Source organism: Gemmata obscuriglobus, from assembly GCF_008065095.1.
GTDB classification, from domain to species: Bacteria; Planctomycetota; Planctomycetia; order Gemmatales; family Gemmataceae; genus Gemmata; species Gemmata obscuriglobus.
This window is the reverse complement of record NZ_CP042911.1, coordinates 2554516-2573484: the sequence shown is the minus strand read 5'-3', so window position 1 is coordinate 2573484 and position 18969 is coordinate 2554516. Positions and strand designations below refer to the sequence as shown.

Below are 18969 nucleotides of genomic sequence, written 5' to 3'. Positions count from 1 at the left end.
CATCCTGTTGATCCTGTCAAAAACGCTTCCTGCATTAATTCACGTAGCGGAACTCGGCGGACGCAAACAGCGCGTGGAACACGGCGGCCCAGGCGTCCTTATCGGATTTGCCCTTGAGGAACCGCAGCGCGACCTCACGCTCGCCGTCGGTCGGGACGCGCCCCAGCGCGAGCCGGTACGCGCGGGCGGCGCGGGCGGTGTCGTCCGCGTGTGGTTCGCCGAGGAGCCGCGCCGCGGCGGCCTTCGACTGTTCCAGTACGAACGGGTGGTTCATCATGAACAGCGCTTGCGGGGCGACGGTCCCGGTGTTGCGCTGGCCCGTCACCGTACTCGGGTCGGCGGCGTCGAACGCTTCGAGCATCTCGGGGAACGCGTTGCGGAACTGCGGGAGGTACACGCTGCGGCGCAGCGAGTTCGATTTGAACGCGTAGTCCGCCGCGAGCGAAGACGGGAACGTTTGCCCGCCGCGCGCCGGGTCGAGTTGGCCGCTCACCGCCAGAACGGTATCCCGGATCGCTTCGGCTTCGAGTCGCCGCCGGTTCGCCCGGCCGTACAGGCGGTTCTCCGGGTCAGCGGCGGCGGTAGCCTCGTCACCGGTCGTACTCTGGCGGTACGTGCGGCTCAGCACGATGTACCGCACCAACTCCTTGACGCTCCACGTGCCCTGGAACTTGGCTGCGAGGTGGTCGAGCAGTTCCGGGTTCGACGGCACTTCACCCGTCACGCCGAAGTTGTCTACGGTGCGCACGAGCCCCGCGCCGAGCAGCCAGTGCCACGCCCGGTTCGCGTAGACGCGCGCCGTGAGCGGGTTGTCCCTTGAGGCGATCCACTCGGCGAGTTCTTTGCGCCCGCTCTGGGCCGTCGGAACGCTCGGCGGGGTGCCGTGCAGGGCCACCGAGAGGAACCCGCGCGGCGCCGGCTCGCCGAGGTTGTGGACGTTACCGCGAACGTGAACCTTCGTGTCCTCGATCACCTTCTCTTCAACCACCGACATCACCAGATCGCGCTTCGGGCCACTGTCCTGGAGCTTCTTCAGTTCGGCTTCGAGCGCCTTCACGTCGTCGGAAGGGCTCTTCGGGACCGGCTTGTCGTCCTTCCCCTGCTCCTTCTTGTCGAGCGGCAGAAACACGACCGCGTCCGGGCAAACGTGCCCCTTCGTGTCCTCGTTCGACACGAGGACGTAGGCCAAGCCGCCCTTCTCGAACCGGAACTCGCCGAGCGAGACGTACCGGCCTTCGATCGGCGGCGCCTTCTTCATGTCCACGAACAGCTCTTTTTCGCCGTCCGCGCTGTTGATGTGGACGGGCACCTTGTCGGCGCGGCTCGCCCCGCCGGAGTAGGCGAGCCGCACCTCGTACTTGCCCGGCGGCAGGCTCTCGGGCTGGAACGTCAGCGTCTTCTCGCCCTTGCCGGCGTTGCCGTCGTGAACGTACCCGGTGCCGATATAGGTGGCGTTGAACGTCGAAGCGGTCCACGCGCCGACCTTCTTGGCCTGCGCGTCGTCCACCACGACCCCGGCCACGTCTTTGACCGCCAGCACGCCGCTCGCGACCTTCGGACCGCCCTTCGCTTTTGCGGCGGCGATCTTGGTCTGGAGCGCGGCGACGGCGCTCTCGTGCCTCTTCAGCGCGGCTTCGGCCTCTGGCGTGGCGGGCAGCGGCACCTCCACCCATTTCGACACGTTGGCGTTTTCCAGTGCCTTGACGTTGCGGAGGATGCCGGCGAGGGCGTAGTAGTCCTTGGTGGGAATCGGGTCGAACTTGTGGTCGTGGCACCGCGCGCAGGTGACGGTCTGCGCCAGGAACCCCTTTGTAATGACATCGAGTTGCTCGTCCACCACGTCCATGCGGAGTTGCTTCTTGTCCTGCTCTTCGAGGTTCGTGTTACCGAGTTGTAGGAACGTCGTGGCGATCAGGTTGCGGGTCCGCTCGGCGCGGTCGGTGGCAGTAAGGAGGTCACCCGCGAGTTGCTCGCGCACGAACTGGTCGAAGGGCTTATCGGCGTTGAAGCTGTCGATGACGTAGTCGCGGTAGCGCCAGGCCTCCTTGAACACGAGCCCGCGGAGGGTGACCGACTCGGCGTAACGCGCGATGTCGAGCCAGTGCCGGCCCCAGCGCTCGCCGAACTGCGGCGACGCGAGGAGCTTGTCGACCAGCTTTTCGTAAGCGTCGGGGGTCTTCGCGTTGACGAACGCGTCGACCTCTTCGGGCGCCGGTGGCAGCCCGGTAAGGTCGTAGTACAACCGGCGGGCCAGGGTCGCGCGGTCGGCTTCTTTGGCGGGCTTGAGCCCTTTCTTTTCGAGCGCGGCCAGTACGAAGCTGTCGATCTCGTTGCGAACCTCGGCCTTGTGGGTCCGCACGTCCGGCACCGCGACCGGGGCGGGGAGCTTGTAAGCCCAGAACTTGCGCCCCTGTTCGGTGCTCAGCCCGATCTGCTTCTTGGGTGCGCCCGAGTCGCCGCGCGGGTCCGGCGCGCCCATCGCGATCCACTTCTCGAAGTCCTTGATGACGGCGTCCGGCAGTTTGCCCTTGGGCGGCATCTGGAGGTCGCCGTCGTACTTCATCGTCTTGAGCAGCAGGCTCTCGCCCGGCTTGCCGGCGACGACGGACGGCCCGCTGTCGCCGCCTTTGAGCAACCCGTCGCGCGAATCGACGAACAGGCTCCCCTTGAGCTTCTTGTTCTTCTCGGCATCGGCGGAGTGGCAGCCCGCGCAGTGCTGGGTGAGTACCGGCCGGATCTTCTTCTCGAAGAACTCGGTTTCGGCCGGCGTGAGTGGTTTCGGCGCGTCGGACGCAGGGAGCGGCACGGCGGGAACCAGCGCCGCGAGCATCACGACTGGAGGGAGAGCAGCGAATCGCATCGCGAGCACCGTGCAGCGGGAGGTTCTGCTGGGAGCGAGAGCGCGAACCGGAGGTCCATTCAGTATCGCCGATCCGTCCCCCGAACGCATCAGGAATCCTTCGTACCGGGAGCGGCTCAAGAATCCGACACAATCTTTCAGAAACCGACCTGGGGTACCGGCGTCTCAATTCGGCCCCGCTCCCTGTGCGGCAACCGACGTTCCCTTCTCGGCCGGCTGGTGGCATCAAAGGTGCTAGCGCCCGCGCGCCCAACGTGGGACGTGCTCGGCCTACCGATCGCATTCACAAATGTCAGGCGCGAATGGGCGAATTCCTGACAAGGCGAAAACCGTCTGCGCGCGCCGGCGGCACGACTTGAGCCGTACATGCCGGTTGAAGCGCCGCGCACTCAAACGTCGGCCGGATTGCTCTCGAAGATGCTTACGAGAGCCATTCCCGTTGAGCGCGCTCCCGGCTAGTATTCAGGTCGGGTCGGAACCGATTCGCGGCAGGAGCCGCTGCGTCGCAGCCCAGAGACCCACGAACCAGCCATGACCGAAACCGTCTTCAACCTGCTGGACCAGATCGGCGCCCTGCCGACCTGGTCGAAAATGCTGATGCTGGCTGCGGTCATGCCCGCGGCCTTCACGCTGCTGGAGCGCCTGTTCCCCGCCCACCCGGCGCAACAAGTGCCGCGGCGCGCGCTGGTGCTGAACGTGACGTACTGGTTCATCAACCCGCTGGTGATTCAGATCGTCTCGAAGCTCGTGGTGTGCCTGATCGGGCTGGCCGCGTGCGCCGCCCTGGGCTGGCCGCTCGACGAAAGTGTCCTCGACGGGTTCGGGCCGCTCGGGCGCCAGCCGCTGTGGCTCCAGACGATCGAGATCCTGGTGCTCGCCGACTTCGTGGACTACTGGACGCACCGCTGGTTCCACGTGTCGCGGGCGTGGCGGTTCCACGCGATCCACCACAGCCCGGAGCACATGAACTGGCTCGCGTCGGCCCGGATGCACCCGGTGAACGACTTCATCACCCGGCTGTGCCAGGTGGTGCCGGTGGTGCTGGTCGGCCTGTCGGCCAAGGCGATCCTGATCGTGGTGCCGGTGCTGGTGTTCTTCGTGATCGTGCTGCACTCGAACCTGAACTGGGACTACGGGCCGTTCCGGTGGGTGATCGTCAGCCCGCGGTACCACCGCTGGCACCACACGCGCGACGAGGAGGGACTGGACAAGAACTTCGCGGGCATGTTCCCGCTCTGGGACCTGCTGTTCGGCACCGCCCACTTCCCGAAACGTGAGCCGGTGCAGTTCGGGGTGAACCACGACCCGCCGCCCGAAACGCTCCTCGGCCAACTCGCGTACCCGTTCCGCCGGCTCGCCCCGCAGCACGAAGAGCCGACCGGGCACGCGGGTTCGCACGTACCGGGAACGGCGCAGCCCCCGTCGGCGTAGGTCACCACAGTTTGCGATCGGTTCGCGTGTCGGCAATCAGCGCCGGGAAGTCCACGCACTCGCGCCGGTCGTTCGCGTGGACCGAGTACACGCGGTGGACGCGGTATCCCGTCTGCCGCACGAACCCGATGAGCCGCTCGCAGGACTGTAGCCGCGCCGGCACCGGGACGCTCTCGTTGACGGTGCGGAGCGTGTTCAGTTCCCAGTCGCCGGTACACGCGGCGCCGCGGAACAGCACCACGGTGTCGGTCCAACTGTGCTTCGGCGCGTGGACGAGGTGGAGCGGCTCGCCGCCGACCGACAGTTCGCACTCGTGGTCGAAGTACCGCACCCCGGGGCTGTCGCCGGTCAGCTTGTGGAACCCGCGCTGGAACACCGGTTCGGCGGTCGGGAACCGCTGGCGCAGCGAGTCGAAGGTGCGGGTGCTGAAGTGGTCGGTGTGGGTGTGCGTGCAGAGCAGGAACCGCACACGCACGCCGAGTTGAGCCGCCGCGCGTTCGACATCGGCCGCCGGGTCCGGCCCGAACCCGGTCCCGGTCATGTTGGTGGGCGGTTGTTCCAGAACCGCGGCTTCACCGTTGTGTGCGAGCAACCAGACACCCGTTTGCAGCCAGGTGTACCGGCCGACCAGGTACACGCCGTCGAACCAGCGGTCCATACACACCCTCCGTTCGCGCCCGCTGAACCATACCAAACGACACGAGGAGGCTTTCGCCCCCCCGTTATGCGACGGGCCGCTTCAGCAACGAGCCGACGATCTTCCCCTCGCGAGAGCGTTGCATTGGAGGCATGCGGGACGGGGCGCGCGCCGAGATATTTGTCTACGATGGCACCGAGCGGATCGCTGCTCGCCGCCACTCGGGGTGCGGGTGGCCAGGAACGTTTCTGTCTGTGCGGCGATTTAAGACTGTGCGGACAGGAACGGCCGTACCACAAAGACAAAACCAACTGCCGGACCGTGAGTGCGCCACCGGGATGCACTTCCTAAGAACGTTCCCCGGGCATGAGCCGGAGCGTGTCCACTGCGGCGCGAATCACGTCCGCCTGATCCCAGGGCAATATGAAGGACTCCCCCTGGAGCCAAAGCGCGAGTTGGTCGGCGTGGTGCGGCGACAGCGGGTTGCCGCTCTGCCCGCCGCACAGCACGAACGTGCTTTTCGACAGGTCGGCCAGATCGAACGCGGTGCGCAAGTTCGCCATGTTGTGCGTGAACGCGGTCGGCTCGGCCGGTCGCGCACCCGCCTGACTCACGGTGTTACTGTCCCCGCCCCACGGGAACGGGCCGCGGTTGAACGCCGGACCGAGCCACCGGTGCTTCCCGAACAGCGGGTGCTCCAGTAGCAACTGCCGCAGGTGCCCCCACGCCCAGAACCGGGGCCCCGGGCCGGCCGCGCGCCGGAGCGTCCGCACCGCCCCCGCGAGGGCCTGCTCCATCTCACCCGCCCACGACCCGAACCAGCCGTCGGGTTGCGTGCGCAGGAGGTGAACGAGGTGCCCGACCCGGCGGTCCGAGAAGAGGTTGTACGTCGCGACGCCGAGCGCCCCCTCCCCCACCGCCGTCGCCCAGGACTTCGGCGCCTTCGCGCGGGCCACCCGCACGCACATCTCGGCGACGAACAGCTCGAACACCGCCGCCGCCGACGAGTCCGTTTCAACGCGGCCGTTCCACTCGTGCAAGAGCGCCAGCGCGTCGCGGGCGTCGGGGTCGGTCGGGGCGAGCGCCAGCACCACCTCACGCGCCTCGCGCCACGGGAGCGACTGCACGTCGAGCTGGATCGCGGACGCCCCGGCGAGCGTCCAACCGCTGTCGCGCGCGGCGAGCAACTCTCGAATGCGCCGCGCCCGGTACGGATCGACGAAGTCGTGACCCAACTCCTCTCCAGCCCCTCGCTGTCCCGAAGAGGAGTTGGGAAGGAAAGACGCTTGTGCCCACTCGTTCGGCGGGTCGTTTGCGGTCGCGAGGAAGCCGCTCGGCGGGTTCTCCTGAAACGGCATCGCGTCGAACGGTACGGTCCCGGTCCACGCGGAGCCGGGCGCGTCGGCGGGCTTCGGGAGCAACCCGGCGCTCCCCGCCCGTTCCGGCACCTCGCCGACCAGTTGCCAGCCGATCGTCCCGTTCGCGTCCGCGTAAAGCACGTTCAGCGGCAGCGCGGGCCAGTGCGCGAACGGCTTCCGGAACTCCTCGAACGAGCGCGCCGTTGGCGACTTGAGGAAGCCCTCGACCGGGCGCGGCTGGAGCCAGACTGCGGAGAGCGAAACCGCCAGCTTCGTATCCGGCAGAACGGTCGTGAGCAACGGCCCGCGCGGGGTGACGAGCACCTCCTCCACCACGTCGGCCGCCCCCCTCACCCGCACCACCTCGCGCACCACGTCGCACGGTACGAACGTGCCGTCGGGCTGGCGCACAGAGCGCCCGTCGGAACTAAGCGTTTCGATAAACAGGTCGGAGTTGTCGGTCAGACCGGCGGTGACGCCCCAGGCCGCGAACCCGTTGTGCCCGATCGGGAACCCGGGCGCGCCGGCCAGCCCCGCGCCGGCCACTTCCCAGGCGGGGGTGCGGACGTGGGCCAGGTACCACGGCGGCGGGGTCGTCGGGGCCAGGTGCGGGTCGCTCGCGAGGATCGGCTTCCCGGATTCCGTGCGCGTGCCCGAAATGCACCAGTTGTTCGAGCCGCCCCCGCGCGGCAGGTACACTTGCAGCGCCGCGAGGTCCGCGGCGAGCCGGTCGAGCAGGCCCGCCTCCCCGGGCGCGCCCATTACAGGATCGACGACGGGGGGCACAGAAACGGGATCCAGTTCACGAACGGCGTCGGGTCCGTCGGCGAGCAGGACGCGCAGCCGCGCCAGTTCCACGTCCCAGTTGGACGGGAGCAGGAAGGATTGCAGCTTGAGCACGGCCAGCACATCAGCGCCGTCCCATGCGGAGGGCGCGCCGCCGACGATGGCGAACTCGTGCGGCTTCTGCGGCAGCCCGGTTGTGGTGCCGGCGCACACCCCGGCCGCGAACGCCTCGAACGCACCGCGTGCTTCGGCACTCAGAACGGGTAGCTGAGCCTCCGCGGCGCGGCGGAACCCGATGTGCCGGCTCATCCGGTCCGCGGGCAGCGCGACCGCTCCGACCCACTCCGCGAGGGCGCCGCGGGCGAGCCGCCACAGCACTTCGAGTTGCCCCGCACGGTCCTGCCCCTGACAGAAGCCGAGCGCGAAATAGGCATCCGCCTCGGACGCCGCGTCGATGTGCGGAACGCCCCAGCGGTCGCGGCGGATCGTGACCGGGGCGGCAACGCCCGTCACCCGCAGTTCGCCAGCGGTTTGTGGCAGCCTGCGCCCGAGCGCCAGGCGCAGCAGGAAGCGAGAAATGCTCATCCCGACAAGATACGGGCGCGGCTCAGCGCTGCGACTCCCGCTCCCGCTCCTCCAGGCTCTGAATGTACTCTTGCCGCTCGCGTTCGTTGCGCGCCCGCTGCCGGTCCCAGTCGCGCGACATGGCGAGCAGCACGGCGAACGCGAAGAGGATCATCGCGACAAGAAGCGCCACACCCACGCGCGTGTCACGTTCCGGGCGGTTGCGGTTCAGAACGCCCCACCCGCCGAGGAGCAGCGCCACGCTGACGCACGCGCCCCAAACGGCGAGTTCCCGTGCGGGCGTGTCCGCGGTCGGGAACGGGGAGGGCGCGCCGTTGGCGAGCAGAGCGAACATCACTTCGCCTCAAACACCTGCGGCATCGCTTTCACAACCTTCTCAATGGCCCCGTCGTCGAGTTCGCCGGCGCGGAACGCGAAGTTCGCCACGACCCGTTGCTTCGCGAACAGCAGCACGGTCACTTCGGCGTCCCGGTGCAGCTTGTACGACGGCGGGCCGTCGGCGTCCTCGAACGCGCCCACGGGGGCGTTCTTGATGCCCTGCTGCTGCGCCCACTTCGCGAGCGCGTCCAGGTCGGCCTTGTCCGCGAGCAGCGTGAGCCACACCTTGCACCCGCTCTCCTTCTTCGCGAGCGACACGGCGTCGAGCTTCGTCACGAGCTTGCCGAGTTGGTCGGTGGTGCCCCGGGCGAACACCACGGCCGCCGGCTTGTTCCCCTCGTGCTGTTCGCAGATGTAGCACGTCTGCTGGCCGCGCTGCGGCCCGGTGGCGACCAGGAAGCTGTACGGCCCCGGGCGCTTACCGACCGGCGTTCCGGAAACGACCGGTTCGGCCGCGGGCAGGGCCGGCGCGAGGATCATGGCAAGGCTCAAACAAAGAACGCGCGTCATGGCTGGTATCGGGGGATCGGGTGTTGGGTGTTCGCATCGGCGGCCCGCGTTATTCGCCCGCGGCGGCGACGCTCGGCTTGGTGATCTTCTTGGCCCGCTCCGCCATGTCGTGCTGGAGCGCGATGAAGTCCTTGGAGTCGGCCCGCGACCACGCGCGTTGCGCGAGCTTCAGGTAACGGGCCGCCTCTTCGCTCCGCCCGACGCGGTCGCACAGCGCCCACAGCCCGAGCGCGCCGCGCACGCTGCCGGCGTCGTGCGCGAGGGCCTCCTGGAACGCCTCCTCGGCGTCGGTCGCCGCGCCGGCCTCGAGCGCGCCGATGCCCCACGACTCCATGTACACCGCCCCGTTGCCCCAGGCGTGGTGCCCGAAGTCGTTCTTGGTCGCGTCCACCACCTTCTTGAGCAGCTTCAGCCCGGCCTCGGTGTTGCCCGACTGGCACAGGTGTCGCCCCTGGACCTCCCACAATCGGCGCTCCAGGTTCCGGTCGAACTTCTTGCTCTGGGAGAGCTGCCGCAGCGTCTCTACCTCGCGCCCGGCCTGCGCGGTGTCGCCCTTTTCGAGCGACACGAGGGCGGCGTAGTACGCGCCCGACGCCTTATCCGTGCGGCGGAACTGCTCGACCAGGGTGTGCGCCTCGGACCAGTCGTGCGCCCCCAGCGCGGCCCGCAGCCAGTCGTGCCGGAAGGTGTACTTGTACTTCTCGCACAGCGCCCGGTGCGCCTTCGCCTCGGCGAACCGCCCGTCGTGAACGAGGCTCTTGGACAGGATGTCCATGTGGTGGTTGAACTGGTGGTCCTCGCCCGGCGTCACGCCCTGGAGCTTGTGGTAGGCGATCTGGAGTTCGACCGCTTTCGCGGACCAGTCGGTCGTTTCGCCCCACTTCCCGATCCGCGTGCCGAGGTGCGCCTGCATGTGGTGGGCGTGCGGGATACCGGGCGACGACTTGATGTAGTTCTCGGCGTAGGGCCAGCCCAGCGCGGGGCGCTTCACGTTCTCGTAGAAGTGAACGAACTCGTGGTTCGCCCCCGGGTGCAGCGGGTTCACACGCAGCAGCGCCTTGTAGAACACCGCGACGGCGTTGGGGCCGTCACCGGAAGCCAGTTGGGCGCGCCAGAACCAACCCTCTTCGTCGTCCTCGTGGAGCATGAGCAGTTCGTCGAGCGACTGGGCCGCCTTCTTGCGCCGCTCGTCGGGGCCGACCCCGGGCCACATCCCCTTCTCTTGCAGGCGCGACTGGATCAGCAGTTGCTCCCGCAACGGGGCCTTCGGCATGAGCCGCCGCGCGGTGTCGAGGGCGTACTCCGCCGCGTTCTTGCCGACCCGGTCCGGGAGCTTCGCGAGCCCCAGCCCGCCGAGCGCCGCGACGTGCGGGTTGGCCGACGGCGTCACGCCCGGCTTGCCCCACTTCTCCAGCGAGCGGTGCAGCAGGAGCCACGCGTAGGCGCACTCGGGGTCGAGCCGCGTGGCAGTCTCGAACGCGCGGGCCGCGTCGATCCACACGTAGGAGTAGTACTGGCCGAGCCCTTGGTTCACGAACGCCTGGCACTGCGGGTTCGTGGTGCCGACCGGGTAATTGTAGATGCACGCGTCGAACATCGGCTGAGCCGGAGTCAGCCCGGATAGCGGCATCTTCGGTACGGACGCCGCGGGAGCGGCCTTCGTGCGCGGCGCCGGTGCTTGATCCGCAGTGAGTGCGGGGGCAGCGAGCGCGAGCACAGCAAAACAACCAGACAGGCGCGTCATGGCGGGTGGCTCAAGTGGCGGGAGGCGATGCCTGAAAGTTTACTCCGGTAGTAATGATGGCGGAAGGGGCGAATTGCCGGAATCGAGAGACGGATGCGACAGGCAAGCCGGAACGTTCCGAGCAGCGGGAACAGTAGTTGCACGAGATAATACGGACGACAACCATTGACGATGACTTGGCTCGGAGTCAAGTAGCGGCGTTTCGCGGGAGAGCGCAATGAACAACAAATCGGTACTTGAACAAGCCAACGCGGCGGTTACCAAAGGTGATTACGAGGGTTTCCTGTCGTTCTGCACGGACGACACCGTCTGGACGTTCGTTGGCGACCGGGTTCTCCGCGGAAAAGAGGCCGTGCGGCAGTGGATGGCAGAGACGTACACCGCGCCACCCGAACTGACGGTCGATCACCTGATCGAAGAGGGCGAGTTCCTCACCGCAGTCGGCACGGTGACGATGGTTGGCGGGCACGGGAAGAAGGAGCGTTTCGCGTACTGCGATGTCTGGCGGTTGCGGGACGGCAAACTGGCCGAGGTGCGGGCGTTCGTCATCAAGGATGAAGTGACGTGACGGGCTCGTGCAACAATTTTCGCATTGCGGAATGCCAATTCATCTCTCGAAGTTCCGTTCCGCCGTGACCAGCTACGGTCCGAATATTGGCACCACCAGCGGAACCGTGATCGCGGTCGCCAGGGGGTGGAGTGCGATCGTCGGCCTACCGGAGGCCCCTGCCCCGGGCGCGCAACTTCAGCCCCCCTGCGCAGCACCAGACCAGAGGCTGACGATTCGATCGGTCACCGCAATCACACCGGACCAACTTGAAACGACGGGCATCCAGTCGAAGAGAACCGCACTTGGACGCCGGTGCGCGTGCGCGGCGCCCGTGCGTGCCATCTGCATTTAGAGGGGAGCTGAGCGTTCGTGCCAGCGTGAGGTGGCGCCCCAGCACCGTCGAACGACCCGTGCGGCCGATTGACGTGGCCCGCCTCGTGAGGCACAGGCCGGAAGTTCCGTGCGGCGTGCGAAGGGTACACAGACCGGAATGTCTGTAATGCAAAGGCTAAAACCGAACACGGGCACCCGCAACCGGGCCGTGCATCGAAGCGCGAAGTGTATCAGAGGGGCAGCACCGATGGGGCATCGAGCGGACAACTGCGGGCGGGGAGCTGGCCGTTTGCTACCGGTTCGCGGACGGTTCGCTACCCACGAACGAGACCGGAATTCCCCGTCACGGCCCGTCGAGAGCGTTACCGAGGCGCGAAGTGTAACGGGGGTTACAGCGCCGCTCAAGGGGGCGTCGGGTGGGGTGGCGAGTGGACGCGAGTGGGTCGGGGAGCGGGCGGTTCACTACCCATTCGCTACCCGCTCGCTACCTACTGAATCGCCCTCACAATCGGCAGATACGCCCTATATGGCCTCTCGGCCGTGCCCCTCGCTTACTGGATGCGAAGGCGCAACATCATGTTTTCGAATCACTTACACGCTGAAATGCCCGATCGATCAGTTCTCGCCACGTTCCGCGAGATTGAGATGCCCCGAGCGCAAACGACCGACGAGAAGCGACGGGAAGCCAGTTCCGCCCCAGTCGGTTACACAGCAACCGCCGGCGGTGACAGGCGATCGAAAGACGGGCACAAGAGGGAGATCGAAACGGGATGGTGCCAGCGGTCGAAACCCTTGGCACCATCTGTCCTCGGCCTAATCGATGATCTTCGTGAGCGGGTATTCGACGATCCCGCTGGCGCCGGCGGCCTTCAACTGCGGGATGATGTGCCGGACCGTGTCCTCGTCGATGATCGTGTTGACCGCCACCCACTCCTGATCCGCCAGCGGCGAGATGGTCGGGTTTTTCAGGGCCGGGAGCTTGTTCAGGACGTGCGCCAGGTCCGCCTTGCGGACGTTCATCATCAGCCCGACCTTGCCCTCGGCCGCCATCGCGCCCCGGAGCATCAGGAGCAGGTCGTCCATCTTCTGGCGCTTCCACGGGTCGAGCGCCGCCTGCGGGTTCGCGACGAACCGGGTCGTGCTGGTCAGCAGGGTGTCTACGATGCGCAGGTTGTTGGCGCGGAGCGAGTTGCCCGTCTCGGTCACCTCGACGATGGCGTCGGCGAACTTCGGCGGCTTCACCTCGGTCGCGCCCCAACTGAACTCCACCTGGGCCGCGACGCCGTGCCCCGCGAGCCAGCTCTTGGTGATGTTGACCACCTCCGTGGCGATCCGCTTGCCCTGAAGGTCCTTCGGCCCGTGGATGTCGGAGTCGTTCGGCACCGCGAGCACCCACTTCACCGGGCGCCGGCTCACCTTGCTGAACACGAGTTCGGCCAGCTCGGTGACGTGCGAGCCGCTCTCGACGATCCAGTCGTGGCCGGTGAGGCCGCAGTCGAGCGACCCGTCGGCGACGTACCGGCCCATCTCCTGCGCGCGGATCAGGGTGCAGTGCAGTTCGGGGTCGTCGATCACGGGGTAGTAGCTGCGGGACGGGAACGTGATCTTGTACCCGGCCTTGCGGAACAGATCCGCGGTCGCCTCTTGCAGCGACCCGGCCGGCAACCCCAACTTCAACACGCTCATGTGCAAATTCGGAATGCGGAATTCGGAGGGCGGAATAGGACACCCGGGAGAGGACTCGTGCCCCGTCCCCTCTCTGTGTTCTATTCCCCGCACCGGATTCCGCATTCCGAATTTGCTCGGATCAGTACTTGAGCTGCAGCCCGAAGCTGACGCCCCCGATCCAGTAATCGTCCTGGTCGAACAGCACCCGGCCGGCCCGGGCCGCCCCGGCCGCCCCGTAGTTGGAGCTGAACGGGATGGCCGCACTGCTCACCACGTTGGTGACCTGCCCGCCCGGCCGGATCACGTCCTGGATGTACAGGAAGTTGAGCCCAATGTAGCCGCTCAGGCCGCGGGTCAGAGCGACCCCCAGGGTGCCGCCGAACTCGGGGATCACGGAGAACCGGTCGTCGTTGTACCGGCCGATGTTGCTCGCGTTCGCCAGCACCCCGCCGACCGCGGACCCGATCTGCGGGAGCCGGGTGACGACCGTGCCCGCCCGGCTGCCCGGGTCGAAGAACGAGGTCCCGCCGCTGATCTCCAGCCGCTGGTGCATGTTACCCAGCGACACCTTGGCGAACCCGGTGGTGGTGAAGATCCCGTACCGGGCCTCGCTCCGCAGCCCCATCGTACCGCCGTTGAAGTGGTTGTACGTGCGGACGCTGTCGTAGGCGTTGATCGTGGTGCCGACGACCGTGACCCCGCCCACGTTCGCCGACGCCGGGTTGATGGTGCTGCCGACGACCGTGATGACCCCGAACGGGTTGGTGACGACCGTCTGCGTCACGGTGCCGCTGTTCAGCGCGGTCGCCGTGGTCACCGTCAGGTCCTCACGCAGTTCGAGGAACCGGTAACCGGCCAGGAAGTCGAGCGACCACGCGAACCGCGAGCCCGGGGTGGACCGGTAGATGTTCCACACGGCCGTCGGCTCGATGCTGAACGCCGAGCTGCGGGTGGCCACCAGGGCACTGGCCCCGCCGATGCCCGGGGCCGACAGGACCAGCCCGCTGGTCGCCCCGTTCACGTCCTGAATGGGCCGGGTCAGCACCGGGATGCCGGACGTGTTCCCGGTCGCCCCGAACGACTTGACGTCCGTCCGCTGCTCGGTGAACCAGCCGCCCAAATCGAAACCGAACCGGCGGTCCGCGTCGCCGAAGAACCCGGCGTGCAGCCGCATGCCGCTGATCGCCCCGTACCCGATGCGCCCCTGCCCCACCAGCACCGTGGTGCTGGCCTGGCCGATGACGCCCAGGTCCGCCGGCGCGCTCGTGGTGAGCAGCGGGGACCGGATCGGCTGCCCCTTGTTGAACCACAGCAGGTACTCGCCGTCCACCCACCAGCGGGGCGCGGTCCCGTACCCCAGGTCGCCGCCGATCCCGTCCGTCGGGGCCGGCTGGTACGACTGGGCCGCGTACGGCCCGGGCATCGGGTACATCGGACCGGGCGGCGGGCCGAACCCGCCCACCGGGCCGATCCCGAGCGGGTCGTACGGCGCACCGAAGTTACCCGGCGGCATAATCGTCGGCGCGGCCCCGGCGGCCCCTGCCGGCCCTCCGGAGATCCCGGCCGGTGCTCCCCCGGGTTCGACCGGGGGCTGCGCCCAGGCCGTTCCCGCACCGGCGGCCAACGCCGCGATCGATCCCAGCAATCTTTTTCGCATGGCACGCTCCTGCTCTGCCGCCGTGGCGGGACCGGCGGGCGCCGGCCCGAGGGAGCACTCCCCCAAGTTGCCCGCTCCCCGAACCGCTTTCACGGGCGTCCCCCGACGCACCGCGCCCAACCCGGACAACGCACGTCGTCCTGCTACACGGAAGAATCGGCACATCTCGAGACACGGCTTGAGTCCGATTGCGATTCGCACCGGCTCTGCCGGTTGGTCACGGGGTGCCAGAAGACGCGAGCGGTGAAGCGAGGTAATCTGGGCGCCCGAACCAACCGAACGTCTTGGGTCGAGCGTGTGAAAAAGCAGAGCCGAACCCACATTACTCGGTGAGGGAGAGGCAGTTTAGAATGGCAGCACGGAGGGCATCCCATGCCGATGCACGACTGGACGCGGGTTGAAGCTGGTATCTACCACCATTTCCACGGTAGTTGGCTGTATACCATCGCCGCGGCTCTCAACGGGTGTGCTTTGCCGCCCGGGTATTACGCGCTCGCAGAACAGATGATGCGGACCTTCGGCCCAGACGTACTGACGCTTCACAATCCGGCCGGCAACGGCTCCCATAACGGTTCGCCTCGGGAACTCCCCAACCGCTCCGGCGGGGTTGCAATCGCGGAGGCACCGCCACGGGCGCGAGTCGAAGCAAAGGAGAAACGTGTTCCGCTTCCGCAGGGGCAGCGCCGGCTCAGCATCCGGCACGTCAGCGACCACCGGATGGTCGCGATCATCGAGTTGGTGTCGCCCGGCAACAAGGACGGCGTATCAAACTTCGATGCGTTCGTTGGCAAGGCATGCGGGATGATTCACGCGGGGCTGCACCTGATCGTGATCGACCCGTTCCCGCCAACCCGGCGCGACCCGAACGGGGTTCACGGCGCGATCTGGAAGGAGCTGACCGACAAGGAATTCGTACAGCCCGCCGACCGCCCCCTAACAATCGCGGCGTACTGCGCGGGCGAGGAGGTGACGGCGCTGGTGAACCCGCTTGCGGTGGGCGAGACGATCCCGGACGCGCCGCTGTTCCTCGACGCCGAGCGGTACGTCCAGGTGCCGCTGGAAGCGACCTATCAGTCAGCTTGGGAGACGTTCCCGGCCGAGTGGCGTAACGTGGTCTCTGGAGGAGTGGACGGCTGAGCGTTCACGTCCCCTGGATCTGGCGAACCGCCTGCTGGGCGGCCGCGCAGAGCGGTTCGGGGGCGTGGCGGGCAGCGTCCCGCAGGTCCGGCAGGGCCGCGGCCGCGGCCGAACCGATCCGCCCCAGCGCCTGCGCCGCGTACACCCGACAGGTCATCTCCGCCGACGTCCCGTCCGGGCCGTTCAGTTGTGGCGGGGTCAGTGCGGCGCTGTCGTTAGGAACCGGGATCGCGGTCGGGGTTACGGTCGGCGCCGGGGTGTGGCTCAGGGCCACGTCGGACCCGCGCAGCACCCGCGCCAGGAACGGGACCGCGGACCGCGCGGGCGTCCCCATCCACCCGAGGGCGAGCGCCGACTCGCCGCGCACAAATGGGTCCGCGTGCTGCAGGTGGGCGATGAGCGTAGCCAGCGCCGGCGGACCGATCTGGCTGAGCGCCTTCGATGCCAGCCGGCACAGCACGATGTTTGTCCCCCGCATCGCCTCCGCGAGGGCCAGTACCCCGTCGGCTCCGTCGGCCCCGAGGTTCCCCAGCGCTTGCGCGGCGCCGCTCGCGGCGCGCGGGTCCGGGTCTTTCAGCGAGCGGCACAGGTCCGGCAGCGCCGCCCGCGCCAGCGGGCCGAGCTTGCCCAGCGCCCAGACCGCGTGCCGCCGCACGTACTTGTCGTGGTGCTCCAGCATCCGCACGAGCACGATCAGCGCTTCCGGCCCCATCCCGCCGATGGCGTGCGCGGCGGTCTCGCGCACCTTCGCGTCCTCGTCGTCCAGCGCGTGCACCAGTGCAGGCATCGCCTCGCGCGCCAGCCACCCGAGTCGCCCCAAGTCTTTGGCGGCCCGGAACCGGATAGCGGCGCTGGCGTTCCGCAGCGCCCGAACGAGGTCGGGCAGCGGGTCGTCGGCGGTCGCACTGGGTTGTTGCACGCTGATACGCCGCTCGCCGTAAAACGTAGGCCGGCTCCACCGAACCGTCACCAACTTTAGTTCACACCACCGCACCCGCAACCGCCGCGCGACCGTTTTTGATGACGCGCGAACTTCGTGCCGGTGCGAAAGCTCCGTCAGGGGTGGTAGCACCTCGCGATCCGATACCCACCAGCGACGAAGAACACCCCAAGCACCACTCGCGACACCCACCCACCGAACACCACCGCCGCGTTGAAGATGATGAACAAAAAGAACCCGTGCACGGCCCACGTCAACCAGCGCGGGCGCCGCAAGTACCACCCGAACGCGACCCACGCCCACACCACATCCACCAGCCACACAAGCGCAAACGCATAGTTCACAAACACCCCATCCCCGTACCCACCCACCTGCCGCGTGTGCTCCCACGCGGCCGCGTGCGACCACCCGTGCCCGACGTGAAATGCCACCGCAATATGTACGAACAGCAGTGCGCACCCGAGCGTCCAGAGCACCCGGAGCCGAACGGCGACGGTTCGCGCGAGCGCGATCGGCCACGCAAAGCACCACACCAGCACCACCCGCACCGCCGACGACCGAATCGCTTCGTGGGTGGTGTCGTGCGCCGACGGTTCCAGAAACGCCAGGGCCGGCGCGAACAGGGCAAACAATAGCGCGGAGAGCGCCAGAACCGCCGTAACGGTGCTGACGAATTGAACGCGCCGCGCCCGAACCATAAACCACCTCTCCTCTCACTCACCCGAACCAATGTACCCAGAGAACGCGCCATGAGCCGCCGAACGAAGATCGTCGCCACGCTCGGGCCGGCAACCGACACGCCGGCGGCACTCGAAGCCGTGCTCCGTGCCGGCGTCGATGTGGCCCGGGTGAACTTCTCACACGGCGCCCCCGAGGAGCACATCGGGCGCGTGGCCAACTTCCGCGCCGCGGCGCGACGGGTCGGCAAGTTCGTTGCGGTGCTTGCCGATCTCCCCGGCCCGAAGTTGCGGGTGAAGCTTCCGGCGCTTCGGTTCCTCAACGTCGGCGACACGATCCACTTTTCACTGTCTTCCGCACCGATCGAGGCGTCCGACCTCGTCATCACGGAACCCGAAATGCTGGCGGACGTGCGCCCCGGGCACCGCATGCTGCTCGATGACGGGCGGTTGCAGCTCACGGCCGGCGAAACGAGCGGCGGGCGCGTCCAAGCGCGTGTGACGGTGGGCGGCCCGCTGCACCCGAACAAGGGGTTGAACCTGCCCGACACGCCGCTCACGATGGCGGCGCTCACCGACCGCGACCGCGCGGCGCTGGCGGTCGCGGCGCGGGCCGGGGTGGATTGGGTGGCGGTGTCGTTCGTGCGCGGCGCCGAGGCGGCGGACGAGGTGCGGGCCGCGTGCGCCGCGCTCGGCATGAACGTGCCGGTACTCGCCAAGATCGAGCGCCCGGAGGCCGTGCGCCGGGCGGGCGCGATCATCGCCGCGTTCGACGCGATCATGGTGGCCCGCGGCGACCTCGGGGTGGAGTTGCCGCTGGAGCAGGTGCCCACGGTGCAAAAGCAGTTGATCGCGGAAGCCCGGTCCGCCGGGAAGCCGGTCATCACGGCGACGGACATGCTCGACTCGATGCGGAACAACCCGCGCCCGACCCGCGCCGAAGCGAGCGACGTGGCCAACGCCATCTTCGACGGCACCGACGCGGTGATGCTGTCGGGCGAGACGGCGGTCGGGTCGTACCCGGTCGAAGCGGTCTCGTGCATGGACCGGATCGCGGTCGAAACGGAGTCGCACTTCGCGCTGGTGCGCGGCCGCGGGCCGCTGGTCACGAGCTACACCGCGGCCGACGAGATCGATGAATCGATCACGCTGGCCGCGTGCGCGCTGGCGGACGAGGTGGGCGCGACGGCGATCGTCACACCGACCCTCTCCGGACGCACAGCGAAACTGGCGGCACGGCACCGGCCGCGCGCGCGGGTCGTCGCGGTTGCGCCCACGGACGCGGTTCTTCAGCGACTGGCGCTCGTGTGGGGCATCGCGCCCGTGCGGATGACGCCCGTCGAACCAGGGGGTGACCGGATGACTACTGCCGTACTGGACGCGTTCCGCGCCGGCACGATAGCACCCGGGGAACGGGTGGTGCTGCTGGCGGGGCACCCGATCGCCGGCGGCCCGCGGTGCCCGACGGTGCGGGTCGTGCGGATCGGCGCGGGCGGCGTTCCGGGCGAGCCGTAAGAACCGTTTCACAACTCCTCCACCAAGCGCAGGGCAAAACGATCGCAAAGTCTTCTTCAGGGCTGTAAACAGGGCGACGCGGCAAACGTTTAGCGTGCCGCGACCTTTGTCGGTTGTCATGAAGGTGACTGCGTCTCCCTCATGTTTGGTCGAAGGGCACGGAGAACGGCCTCTCGTACGCGAAACCATTCCCGTTGTGCCGG

Annotated in this window: 14 protein-coding genes; 4 read left to right on the top strand and 10 right to left on the bottom strand. The window is 68.0% G+C overall.

What is annotated here, in order from left to right:
- Positions 1 to 34: 34 nt before the first annotated feature.
- On the bottom strand, positions 35 to 2860 hold the full coding sequence (locus GobsT_RS10695) for a DUF1553 domain-containing protein (protein ID WP_197905111.1): 2826 nt from the start codon (positions 2858 to 2860) through the stop codon (positions 35 to 37).
- Between the two features lie 531 nt (positions 2861 to 3391).
- On the opposite strand from GobsT_RS10695, the gene GobsT_RS10690 reads away from it, so the two are divergent.
- Complete coding sequence (locus tag GobsT_RS10690; protein ID WP_010046961.1) at positions 3392 to 4291, top strand: sterol desaturase family protein; 900 nt, start codon at positions 3392 to 3394, stop codon at positions 4289 to 4291.
- A gap of 1 nt (position 4292) precedes the next feature.
- On the opposite strand, the gene GobsT_RS10685 is transcribed toward GobsT_RS10690, so the two are convergent.
- The 5 genes from GobsT_RS10685 to GobsT_RS10665 form a co-directional block, all read right to left on the bottom strand.
- Positions 4293 to 4949, bottom strand: coding sequence for an MBL fold metallo-hydrolase (locus GobsT_RS10685; protein ID WP_010046960.1), 657 nt, complete (start codon positions 4947 to 4949; stop codon positions 4293 to 4295).
- A gap of 326 nt (positions 4950 to 5275) precedes the next feature.
- Positions 5276 to 7657 (bottom strand): penicillin acylase family protein, encoded by a 2382-nt coding sequence (locus GobsT_RS10680; RefSeq protein WP_010046959.1) that lies wholly within the window; start codon positions 7655 to 7657, stop codon positions 5276 to 5278.
- Positions 7658 to 7679: 22 nt separating this feature from the next.
- Positions 7680 to 7991, bottom strand: coding sequence for a hypothetical protein (locus tag GobsT_RS10675; RefSeq protein ID WP_010046958.1), 312 nt, complete (start codon positions 7989 to 7991; stop codon positions 7680 to 7682).
- Positions 7991 to 8545, bottom strand: coding sequence for a hypothetical protein (locus tag GobsT_RS10670; protein ID WP_148087695.1), 555 nt, complete (start codon positions 8543 to 8545; stop codon positions 7991 to 7993). Before GobsT_RS10670 ends, GobsT_RS10675 begins: the two co-directional genes overlap by 1 nt.
- Before the next feature lie 49 nt (positions 8546 to 8594).
- Entirely contained in the window at positions 8595 to 10289 is a 1695-nt protein-coding gene (locus tag GobsT_RS10665; RefSeq protein WP_148087694.1) for a tetratricopeptide repeat protein, read from the bottom strand.
- Positions 10290 to 10506: 217 nt separating this feature from the next.
- On the opposite strand from GobsT_RS10665, the gene GobsT_RS10660 reads away from it, so the two are divergent.
- On the top strand, positions 10507 to 10857 hold the full coding sequence (locus GobsT_RS10660) for a nuclear transport factor 2 family protein (protein ID WP_010046953.1): 351 nt from the start codon (positions 10507 to 10509) through the stop codon (positions 10855 to 10857).
- A 1128-nt stretch (positions 10858 to 11985) separates the two neighbouring features.
- Here the strand turns inward: GobsT_RS10660 and hisG are convergent.
- Both hisG and GobsT_RS10650 read right to left on the bottom strand, forming a co-directional pair.
- Positions 11986 to 12858, bottom strand: a complete 873-nt coding sequence (hisG, locus tag GobsT_RS10655; RefSeq protein ID WP_109571157.1) for an ATP phosphoribosyltransferase — start codon at positions 12856 to 12858, stop codon at positions 11986 to 11988.
- Positions 12859 to 12979: 121 nt separating this feature from the next.
- Positions 12980 to 14497 carry a BBP7 family outer membrane beta-barrel protein gene (locus tag GobsT_RS10650; protein ID WP_148087693.1) on the bottom strand — a complete coding sequence of 506 codons (1518 nt, stop codon included), beginning with the start codon at positions 14495 to 14497 and terminating at the stop codon, positions 12980 to 12982.
- Positions 14498 to 14869: 372 nt separating this feature from the next.
- On the opposite strand from GobsT_RS10650, the gene GobsT_RS10645 reads away from it, so the two are divergent.
- Positions 14870 to 15634: a DUF4058 family protein gene (locus GobsT_RS10645; protein ID WP_010044428.1), complete on the top strand. Its 765-nt coding sequence runs from the start codon at positions 14870 to 14872 to the stop codon at positions 15632 to 15634.
- A 4-nt stretch (positions 15635 to 15638) separates the two neighbouring features.
- On the opposite strand, the gene GobsT_RS37650 is transcribed toward GobsT_RS10645, so the two are convergent.
- Together GobsT_RS37650 and GobsT_RS37645 are read right to left on the bottom strand one after the other, a co-directional pair.
- Entirely contained in the window at positions 15639 to 16553 is a 915-nt protein-coding gene (locus tag GobsT_RS37650) for a HEAT repeat domain-containing protein (RefSeq protein ID WP_162097383.1), read from the bottom strand.
- 137 nt (positions 16554 to 16690) lie between these two features.
- Positions 16691 to 17272, bottom strand: a complete 582-nt coding sequence (locus tag GobsT_RS37645; RefSeq protein ID WP_010044423.1) for a hypothetical protein — start codon at positions 17270 to 17272, stop codon at positions 16691 to 16693.
- 51 nt (positions 17273 to 17323) lie between these two features.
- Between GobsT_RS37645 and pyk the strand changes: the two genes are divergently transcribed.
- Positions 17324 to 18766 (top strand): pyruvate kinase, encoded by a 1443-nt coding sequence (gene pyk / locus GobsT_RS10635; protein WP_010044421.1) that lies wholly within the window; start codon positions 17324 to 17326, stop codon positions 18764 to 18766.
- Positions 18767 to 18969: the final 203 nt, after the last annotated feature.

Coding starts and splice junctions, on each gene's coding strand:
- GobsT_RS10695 (WP_197905111.1), bottom strand. CDS start 2,860: ATGCGATTCGCTGCTCTCCCTCCAGTCGTGATGCTCGCGGCGCTGGTT.
- GobsT_RS10690 (WP_010046961.1), top strand. CDS start 3,392: ATGACCGAAACCGTCTTCAACCTGCTGGACCAGATCGGCGCCCTGCCG.
- GobsT_RS10685 (WP_010046960.1), bottom strand. CDS start 4,949: ATGGACCGCTGGTTCGACGGCGTGTACCTGGTCGGCCGGTACACCTGG.
- GobsT_RS10680 (WP_010046959.1), bottom strand. CDS start 7,657: ATGAGCATTTCTCGCTTCCTGCTGCGCCTGGCGCTCGGGCGCAGGCTG.
- GobsT_RS10675 (WP_010046958.1), bottom strand. CDS start 7,991: ATGTTCGCTCTGCTCGCCAACGGCGCGCCCTCCCCGTTCCCGACCGCG.
- GobsT_RS10670 (WP_148087695.1), bottom strand. CDS start 8,545: ATGACGCGCGTTCTTTGTTTGAGCCTTGCCATGATCCTCGCGCCGGCC.
- GobsT_RS10665 (WP_148087694.1), bottom strand. CDS start 10,289: ATGACGCGCCTGTCTGGTTGTTTTGCTGTGCTCGCGCTCGCTGCCCCC.
- GobsT_RS10660 (WP_010046953.1), top strand. CDS start 10,507: ATGAACAACAAATCGGTACTTGAACAAGCCAACGCGGCGGTTACCAAA.
- hisG (WP_109571157.1), bottom strand. CDS start 12,858: ATGAGCGTGTTGAAGTTGGGGTTGCCGGCCGGGTCGCTGCAAGAGGCG.
- GobsT_RS10650 (WP_148087693.1), bottom strand. CDS start 14,497: ATGCGAAAAAGATTGCTGGGATCGATCGCGGCGTTGGCCGCCGGTGCG.
- GobsT_RS10645 (WP_010044428.1), top strand. CDS start 14,870: ATGCCGATGCACGACTGGACGCGGGTTGAAGCTGGTATCTACCACCAT.
- GobsT_RS37645 (WP_010044423.1), bottom strand. CDS start 17,272: ATGGTTCGGGCGCGGCGCGTTCAATTCGTCAGCACCGTTACGGCGGTT.
- pyk (WP_010044421.1), top strand. CDS start 17,324: ATGAGCCGCCGAACGAAGATCGTCGCCACGCTCGGGCCGGCAACCGAC.